This is a genomic window from Candidatus Nanobsidianus stetteri (genome assembly GCF_003086415.1).
GTDB lineage: Archaea > Nanobdellota > Nanobdellia > Nanobdellales > Nanobdellaceae > Nanobdella > Nanobdella stetteri_A.
On the sequence record NZ_QEFP02000017.1, the window covers coordinates 1 to 9,569 of the forward strand.

Consider the following 9,569-nt stretch of genomic DNA (forward strand, 5'->3'; position numbering starts at 1 on the left):
ATTTAGTATTTCAAATAAAATACCCCCATCATCTTTATATAAATATAATGTTTTCCATACAATCCTGGAGCAACTGAATTTGCAATCAAACTTAACACATCTGTAGAATTTGCCAATTCTCTTATTTTTCTCTCATCCTCTGGAGATATTGATATATCTTCAACATCTTTATCTACAGGTTCAATATAAATTGCATCTATATATAAATCCAATATTGCTTTAAGATTTGAATTTTTTAATTCTTTTACAATTCCGTATATTTTAACCCTTATTCCTGGTAATGTTTTCCTTTCCATTCTAGGTTCACATAGATCTTCCTTTAATATTACAGTAATTTGGGCGGGTTGTTCACCTTTTTCAATTTGATCTGCAGGTTCTTCAATTAATAATCTTTGTATATCTATTGTTTCATGATCTGTTTCAATAAATTTTCCCTTTGTACCACCGCATACAGGACATTTCTTTGGCTTTTCTATTACGAAATTCTTATTTTCAACCCAAAATTCTCCTCCACAGTCTTCATGTAAATATTTTGTTTTTATAATAAATGGCCTTACTTCTGAAGACACTTTTATTATACCTTCAGCCTGTATTAATTTATCTTTATGTTCAGATCTAATATCTCTTATCCTTAAATATCTTAAACTTTCTGGAAGATTTTTTATTCTTACCTTTACTTTTCTATCTAATCTTTCGGAAAAATATATACTCATTTGTTCTAAAAATTTTTCTGTTTTATTTAATAAAAGATCTAACTGTTTATTATTTAGGTATGATTTTATTTTCTCATAATCTAGTATAATAGATTTTTCTTCTTCTCTAATAAATTTTTCAATTTCTTCTTTTGAAGCATCAAAAATTTGCCCCAAAAATCCTACATCTAAAATTTCAACTTCCTTAGCATTATCCATATATTTATATTACAAAAAATGCATATAAGAAAAAAATAAAAAATTAATAAGCGAAAATATGTATAGGGGCCCGTAGCTCAGAGGTGGAGCGCCGGCCTTATAAGGCTACGCTCCTAAGAAAGCCGGAGGTCAGGGGTTCGAGTCCCCTCGGGCCCATAATAATTTATTTGGAAGAATTTTTTATTCTATATATCCAGTAATTTATTCAAGGGATAAGATTTCTTGAATGATATTGAAAAACACTCCGAAAAAAATAAATAGTTAATTATTTAAAAATTAATTATGAATTCGAATAACCTATCGTTGCTGGTCGTCGTTTTAGGAACTTTAATGTCTGCTGTGGATGCAACTATTGTAATCTTAGCAATCCCATCTATTGCTCAAGACTTGCATACTAACCTTTACGTAATTATTTGGGTTATCATAATTTACCTTCTAGTTATAGCGGTCTTTACAACTCAGTTAGGTAGATTAGGTGATATTTATGGCAGATCTCGCTTTTATAATTTAGGATTTGTAATATTTACAATAGGTTCAATTCTCTGTGGTGCAGCTCCTGACGCAATTTCCTTAATAATATTTAGAGGTGTTCAAGGATTAGGGGCTTCAATGATGCAAGCTAATTCTGGAGCTATAATTGCTGATATATTCCCCCCAAATCAAAGGGGTAAAGCTTATGGATATAATTCAATAGGTTGGAACGCTGGAGCTACTTTAGGGATAGTTTTAGGGGGTTTTATAACAACCTTCCTGGGCTGGAGATATATATTTTATATTAACGTTCCAATAGGAATCGTTGCTATAATATTGGGATTAAAGTATATAAAAGATCGGGAAAGAAGAAATACTAAACTAGATATTATAGGTATGCTAAGTTTATTGACTTCACTATCTTTAATATCCTATGGAGCTGCTGATATTGCAGGAGAAGGTGTGAGTTTATTAAATGTTTACTTAATCTCTGCCGGTTTAATTATATTATTAGGATTTATATTGGTTGAAAAGAGACAGCAGTTTCCTATAATAGATCTGAAAGCTTTTAAAGCAAATAAAGTATTTACATATTCTCTATTTGCATCATTTCTTCAAACAATGGGTTATTTATCCACAGCATTTATTATAATAATGTATCTTCAAGGGATTAGAGGTTTATCACCTTTCGAAGCATCCTTACTATTAGTTCCAGGTTATGTTTTAGCCAGTTTAGTTGCACCATTTACCGGAAGATTATCTGATAAGATAGGTTCCAGAATACCTGCTACAATTGGATTGGCTTTAATGATGTTAGCTATTTTCATATATTTACACCTTTCAATCAATACTCCTTTATACGTTATTATAATCGCTTCAACAATAGGCGGTTTAGGTTCTTCTCTATTCTTCCCAGCCAATAATAGCGCTATAATGGCTAATGCACCCAGAGGATTTTATGGCGGTGCTTCTGGTTTAGCCAGAACTTTATCAAATATAGGGACCCTTTTAAGTTACGTTATAGCAATAAGCATATCCTCTGTTACTGTTCCTAGATATGTTGCATTTGAAGTGTTCCTGGGAACTACAAATTTAATAGGTGGTGTGGCCAGTTCTTTCTTAACAGGTTTAAAGTCAGCTCTCTATGTATCTTTAGGAATATTATCTATTGCACTAGTTTTATCCGCATTAAGAGGTAAAGAAGATAGAAAGCAATTATTACAGGTAGATCAAAGTAATAGTCAATAAAATTTTATCCAATCTTCTCTCTTTAATTTAATTAATTGTTAATGGCTAAGTTTAAGCTTATAAGTTATTATCTAAGAACATACAATATTTATTTTCCGGCTTGAATTTGTAGGGATATTTATAGAGTTACAATTGCTGCTGAATTGTTAGCAAAGGGTATAATATAATTTTACTATTCAATATTGAATAAAATAAATGCATGAGAACACTCGCTTTTAATAATAAGAGAAATATAAAAATATAATGAGAAATAATTATATCATAGAAATAAGACCAGTTCTAGAGAAATATAAATTAAAACAAATAATGCGAAAGGTTAGTTCTCTAAGTCATTTGAAAGTACATAGGGTACCTCATATTACTCTCGTATATAATTTCCGACCTTTAGTAGCTCCTCTTAAAATAATGGAAGTCATTAAAGAAATATCTAATAAATATAGCAATTTAGAATTTTATTACGATAAATATGAGATAAAAAAAAAAGAAAAAAGGGATATACAATAGCCTTAGGTATAAGACCTAATAATGAACTTCTTCAATTTAGAGAAGACCTTTATAAAAGTCTAAAAAATTATATAAAAGAAAGATCTGATGTTAAATTCTATAATGAAAACTTCTGGTTTCATGCCGGCATTTCTTTTCATTTATCATATAAAGTAGTAAAAAATATTTTAAACAATAAAGAAATACTCAAAATTTTATCTCGTTTTTTGTATAAAGCCAAGGTATTAAGGATAACACTCGTAAATGCAGGTAAAATAGTCTATGAGTACGATGTATTAAATAAGAAAATTCTCAATAGGTCAGAGGCACTATCATTAGTTGAACTAGAGAAAACATATAAGAAATATAGGGAAAAGTTCCTAAAAATAGAAGTAAACCCTAAAAGTTTAGATAAAATATTGTTCATAGCTGACACACATTTTGGACATAAAAATATAATTAAATATTCTGCAAGGCCTTTCATAGACGTTATTACAATGAACGAACACATAAAAAATAAGTGGAATGAAATGATATCTAACGAAGACATAGTTTATATAATAGGGGATTTTGCTAGAAGGGATTTTAAAAAATACGTTAATTTACTAAATGGAAAAAAGATCTTTATACAAGGTAATCATGATCCTCCAGAGATAGGAGTAAAACAATTAGAATTACAACTAAACAATTATAAATTCATACTCTCACACTATCCAACTAATTTGAATTCACATAATGCGTGGCTAATCCATGGTCATGTGCATAATAACAGACTGAGAGAATATCCATTCATTAACTCTAAAAAGAGGACAATTAATGTTGGTGTTGACTTAACAAAATTTTACCCTGTAAACATGAAATGGATACTTGATCTAATAGAAACTAAAAGAGACTATTTATATTTACCATCTAAAATTATTTAAGGGGAAGAAAATTATCATAGATTGCACAAATTAAAATTAATTATAACTTAATAGCTTTTAGAAATAGTGGAATAAAGAAAAATAATCTTCTAACATGTTGATGAAGGTTCGGAGTTTAACCCTCTCAGATCAATAAAATTTTAGAAGTATTTAAATTAAAATAAAATTAAAAAATTTACTTTAGTTGTATTTGCTTTTCTTTTACACTTAATACCTGTCCAATTCCAATTGTTTTATTCATATCTCTAATTGCAAATCTTCCCAAAGATGTGTTTGGGAAATCTTCGAATCTTTCTACTACTAATGGTTTTGTTGGTACAAACTTTACAATTGCTGCATCTCCAGTCTTTAAGAATTGTGGATTCTTTTCAACTTCTTGTCCAGTTCTTGGATCTATTTTTGATTGTATTTCTGCAATTTTACATGCTACCGCTGCAGTATGTATATGTATTACTGGCGTATATCCTACAGCAACTGCAGATGGATGATATAGTACATAAATTCTTGCAGTAAATTCTTCTGCTAATTTTGGTAATGGTTCTCCCAATTTTCCACATACATCACCTCTTAATATATCACCACTTTCTGGTCCTTTAACGTTAAATCCAATATTGTCTCCTGGTAATGCTTCATCCAATTTTTCATGATGCATTTCTATAGATTTTACTTCACCTACAACACCGTTTGGTTTCTTTGATGGTAAGAATATTACTTTGTCGCCTGGTTTTAATCTTCCAGATTCTACTTTTCCAGTTGGTACAAGTCCTACACCTTTAATATTATATACATCACCAATTGGTATTCTTAATGGTTTATCTACCAATCTTGGAGGTTCATCTAATAGATCAAATGCTTCATATATTGTTGGACCATTGTACCATGGCATTTTTTGTGATTTTTGTGTTACATTTTCATCTGATGTGTATGCAGCAACTGGAACAATTGCTTTTATTTGTTTTTCAGTATAACCAATTTGTTTTGCCAATGTTAATACCATATTCTTTATCTGTTCATATCTCTTTTGATCATAATTTGCAGCATCCATCTTTGATATTGCAACAATAATTTGTGGGATTCCCAATGTTCTTAATAATAATAGGTGCTCTCTTCCCTGTCCTTCTGGACTCAATGCTGTTTCTGCTTCACCAGGTGCTGCAGAAACTACTAATATTGCTGCATCAGATTGTGCAGTACCGCTAATCATATTCTTTATAAAGTCTCTATGACCTGGAGCATCTAATATTGTTAACATATATTTCTTTGCAGGTATTTTAATTGCAGCTACATCAATTGTTAATCCTCTCTTTCTCTCTTCTATTGATTTATCCATTAAGAATGCTAAATAGTCTGTTTCCTTTCCAAGTTCCTTTGCTATATTCTTTAATTCTTCTAATACTTTCTGATCTATTAAATTCAAAGATACCATTAGCCTTCCTACTAATGTTGATTTTCCATTATCTACATGCCCTACTACTATCAAATTAATATGTGGTTTTTCTCTTGCCATTTAAGATTATATTTATAAAAAAATTTATATATAATTCAGCCAGATACTAAAGGTTGTAATATATTATTAAAGAAACTATATGGCAAAGCCCCTGCAAACTCAAACATTATATAATTATGATCTGGTGTTGTATATACTGAAGGACTTAATCCATATTGTTTTAATTGATTTAATGCATTATTAACTTGCTGAACTGTTTGGAATGTAATTGATGATGTCTTTACAGCTATTATAAATGTTGGGGTTCCATCAATTCCATATTCACTTGCGTCATAATTTTCTTCATTATATATTTGGGAATAATATTCTGAACTATTTACACATGAATCTATTTCATTAACATTTAATCCCAAAGCCTGAGCTTCTTCATTAAATACATTGTATACATCTTGTTGATTTGATAAAGTATCCCATGATATATTTTGCATTTGATTATACCAGCTCCAATTTGCAAATTCTTCCCATGTATTAAATCCATACAATGTATATACACATGTTAAATATTGTGATGTTATATTTGCATATGGATGTATTTGATATAGTGGGAAATTTACATATACCCATGCTATTTTTCCATTATCTATATAATTTTGCTCAATTTGTGGAAATGTTTGTAAATAAAATAGATCACAATATGGACATGCATAATCCGAGAATTCATATACAATAACATTTGAATTATTTGGATTTCCATATACTGGATCTATATTTGTAATATTTGGCAATGGTACTTGTGGTAATGTTTGTAAATATGCTTGTAATTCATTTGAAGAACTACTAGATGATCCATATACTTTTATATTTGATATTGAATTTGCTATAATATAAGCTCCTATAATTATTGATATTGCCAATATTATAAATCCTATTATTATTGATTTCTCTAAATTAAGGTTGAAATTCGATTCTTTCTTTTCTTCATTTTTTTCTTTTTCATTTTCCATTCAAAATATTTTAATAAAAGATTTTTATTTATTTAGATTCATTACTTTCAAGTAAATAAAATATTCCCATTATAAATGGTATTATTGATAAAGTTTTTGAATGAGTTAATACATAAGTTAAAATTCCTAACAAAATTATTATCCCAAATATTAGCATATCCATTTTGTTTATTTTTATCATAATCATTATTGTAATAAAACATCTTATATACTTTATTTTAAATATATAAATTTATGTTAGAATATCGGATCTATGAACATGACTTGGACTAGAAATATAGAAGAAGAAATAAAAAAATTCTGGAAGGAGAATTATATATATGAAAAATGGATTTTAAAGAATGAGAAAAATAAAAGATATATATTTTTAGAGGGTCCACCATATACAACAGGTTCTCCACATATGGGACATGCATATAATAGAACAATTAAAGATATTGTATTAAGATATTATCAAAAGAAAGGATTTAATGTATGGAATCAGGCTGGTTTTGATATGCATGGACTACCAATTGAAGTAAAAGTTGAGGAAAAGATGAAGATTAGAGATAAAAGAGAAATAGAGAAAATTGGTGTTGATAAATTTATTAAAGAATGTTTTAATTTTGCATATGGATCAATGAAGGATTTTACAAAATTCTATGAAGATATGGCACATTGGCAGGATATAGATAACCCATATTTACCAATTAAAAATGAATTTATTGAAAGGGTATGGGAAGCTTTAACAAAGGGTTATGAAAATAAATTAATATATAAAGAAAAGAAACCTGTTTGGTGGTGTCCTCATTGTCAAACATCATTATCAAAACAGGAAATAGATTTGGGATATGAAGATCCTTTATATAAAAAAGAAATATCAAATGCAATTTATGTAAAGTTTAAATCAAAAGATATGGAAAATACATATTATATAATATGGACCACTACTCCATGGACATTATTATATAATTTAGGTATTATGGTAAATCCTGAAATAAAATATGTAAAAATAAAGGTTCCAAAGATTTATGTTGAAGAATTAGAATTAGATTATAATAATCATAAAATTATAAAAATGAATATTAAGAGAGAAAATAATTATGAATATTGGATTGTTGCAAAAGATATATTAGAAAAATTAATGAGTAAATTAAATATTGAATATGAAATAGTAGATGAATTTTATGGAAAAGATTTAGAATTTAAAGAATATGAACCTTTATTCTATGATGAATTAAAGGATTATATAGAAAAACTTAAATCAGAAAGTAGTGGAGTATTTAGGATTTGGCTATCAAAAGAATATGTAAATACACAGGAAGGTACTGGTTTGGTCCATTCAGCCCCAGGTTGTGGTTTTGAAGATTATGAAGTTGGTAAAAAATATAATGTGCTTCCATTTAATACAACAGATGAGACAGGAACTATTCTAAATATAAAATATTTTGAGGGATGGGTTGCAAAGAAAGATGATTATAAATTTATATTAGAAGTATTAAAGAAAAAAGCTTTGATATATTTTGAATGGTATGAACACGATTATCCAATATGTTGGAGATGTAGAAATAGAGTAATTGTTAGATCTCCAGAACAAATATTCATTAATATATCTTCAATAAAACCAAAAGCATTATTAGATATTGAAAATGTTAATTTTATACCAGAAGCTGCAAAAAATGCATTTATAAATACTGTAAAATCTGCACCAGATTGGGTAATATCTAGACAAAGATATTGGGGAATTCCAATACCAATGTGGGTTGATAAAAATGGACATGTAAAATTTGTTAGAAATGTTAAAGAATTGGAAAAATTGACTGGATATATATTTAAGGAAATAATAATAGTAGTAAAGTTTACAGATTATACTGAAAAATTATTGTCAAGATATTTTAAAGAAAATAAAATATATTATGAAAGTGAAATAAATGATGTAAATAAACTATATGATGTATTTAATAAATATGAAGATAAATCTATAATAATTGTAAATAATTTTAAATATGATATATTAAATCAAGTAAATGATCTATATTATGTAAGAACACATGGATCAAGGGATTATGATATAATATATCTATATAATTATAATTTACATAGACCATATGTAGATAAATTTACATTCAAATGTGAAATTTGTGGAGAAGAAATGAGAAGAATTCCAGATATATTGGATGTATGGGTAGATTCTGGTTCAGCAACAGTAGCAACAAATACATATCCTGTAGATTTCATAACAGAAAATTATGATCAAATTAAGGGATGGTTCTATTCTCTAGCAATGGTGGGAGAATTGTATTATAATGATATACCATATAAAAATGTATATGTTGGTGGATATGTTTTAGATGTATATGGAAGGAAAATGTCAAAATCTTTGGGAAATGTTGTTTCTCCATATGATATAATTAATAAATATGGAGCAGATACAATGAGACTATATTTAGGATCAATTGTAGAAGCATATGAAGATATAAAATTAAAATGGGAAGATATAAAAGTTAAATACCAAGTAATAAATACATTATTAAATATTTCAACATATTTGGAAGAATATTCTAAATATTATAATATAAATCCTGCAAAAATAAATGTAGAAAATTTGAGATGGGAGGATAGATATATGTTACATTTCATAGAAAAAAGTAAAAAAGAAATATATAATGCATTAGATAACTATTTGATATGGAAGGCAGGAAGAATATTACAAGATATGATATTAGAATTATCAAGATTTTATATAAAAGCTACAAGAGAGAGAATAAAGAGGGAACCTGATAAAGTATTATTTGTAATATATAAATCATTATATAATATAATAAATGTTGGATCTATTATAATTCCCTTTATATCAGAATATATTTATCAAAAATTGAGAAATTTATATGGATTAGATGGAGAATCAATAATATTAGAAGACTTACCAAAAGTTGAAGAACAATATGTAGATGAAAAAATAGAAAAAGAATATGAATTGTTTAATAAAATTGTAGAAAATGCATTAAAACTAAGAAATATGTTAAATATAAATATAAGAAGACCATTGAAAACATTATATTTATATAAAGATGATGGGGGTATTTTATTTGAAATACTAAAT

General features: G+C 27.5%; 7 protein-coding genes and 1 tRNA gene. 4 read left to right on the forward strand and 4 right to left on the reverse strand.

Going from position 1 to position 9,569, the window contains the following annotated elements:
* Positions 1-2: 2 nt before the first annotated feature.
* Positions 3-911 (reverse strand): minichromosome maintenance protein MCM, encoded by a 909-nt coding sequence (locus tag DDW03_RS02475; RefSeq protein ID WP_228615482.1) that lies wholly within the window; start codon positions 909-911, stop codon positions 3-5.
* A 66-nt stretch (positions 912-977) separates the two neighbouring features.
* Here DDW03_RS02475 and DDW03_RS02480 point away from each other — a divergent pair.
* The 3 genes from DDW03_RS02480 to DDW03_RS02490 all read left to right on the forward strand — a co-directional run bounded on the left by DDW03_RS02480 (position 978) and on the right by DDW03_RS02490 (position 4,036).
* A tRNA-Ile gene (locus DDW03_RS02480) sits at positions 978-1,067 on the forward strand.
* A 126-nt stretch (positions 1,068-1,193) separates the two neighbouring features.
* Positions 1,194-2,630 carry an MFS transporter gene (locus DDW03_RS02485; RefSeq protein ID WP_228615483.1) on the forward strand — a complete coding sequence of 479 codons (1,437 nt, stop codon included), beginning with the start codon at positions 1,194-1,196 and terminating at the stop codon, positions 2,628-2,630.
* A gap of 980 nt (positions 2,631-3,610) precedes the next feature.
* The gene (locus tag DDW03_RS02490; RefSeq protein ID WP_338140604.1) at positions 3,611-4,036 is read left to right on the forward strand and encodes a hypothetical protein; all 426 of its coding nucleotides are present in this window, start codon (positions 3,611-3,613) and stop codon (positions 4,034-4,036) included.
* A gap of 175 nt (positions 4,037-4,211) precedes the next feature.
* Here the strand turns inward: DDW03_RS02490 and tuf are convergent, their stop codons facing one another.
* Genes tuf through DDW03_RS02505 form a run of 3 tightly spaced genes read right to left on the reverse strand, consistent with a single transcriptional unit; the run spans position 4,212 to position 6,668 of the window.
* Positions 4,212-5,543 (reverse strand): translation elongation factor EF-1 subunit alpha, encoded by a 1,332-nt coding sequence (gene tuf, locus DDW03_RS02495; RefSeq protein WP_228615485.1) that lies wholly within the window; start codon positions 5,541-5,543, stop codon positions 4,212-4,214.
* A 35-nt stretch (positions 5,544-5,578) separates the two neighbouring features.
* On the reverse strand, positions 5,579-6,487 hold the full coding sequence (locus tag DDW03_RS02500) for a DsbA family protein (protein WP_228615486.1): 909 nt from the start codon (positions 6,485-6,487) through the stop codon (positions 5,579-5,581).
* A gap of 28 nt (positions 6,488-6,515) precedes the next feature.
* Complete coding sequence (locus DDW03_RS02505; RefSeq protein ID WP_228615487.1) at positions 6,516-6,668, reverse strand: hypothetical protein; 153 nt, start codon at positions 6,666-6,668, stop codon at positions 6,516-6,518.
* Positions 6,669-6,740: 72 nt separating this feature from the next.
* On the opposite strand from DDW03_RS02505, the gene ileS reads away from it, so the two are divergent.
* On the forward strand, positions 6,741-9,569 hold a 2,829-nt coding region (gene ileS / locus DDW03_RS02510), incomplete at its 3' end, for an isoleucine--tRNA ligase (RefSeq protein ID WP_228615488.1).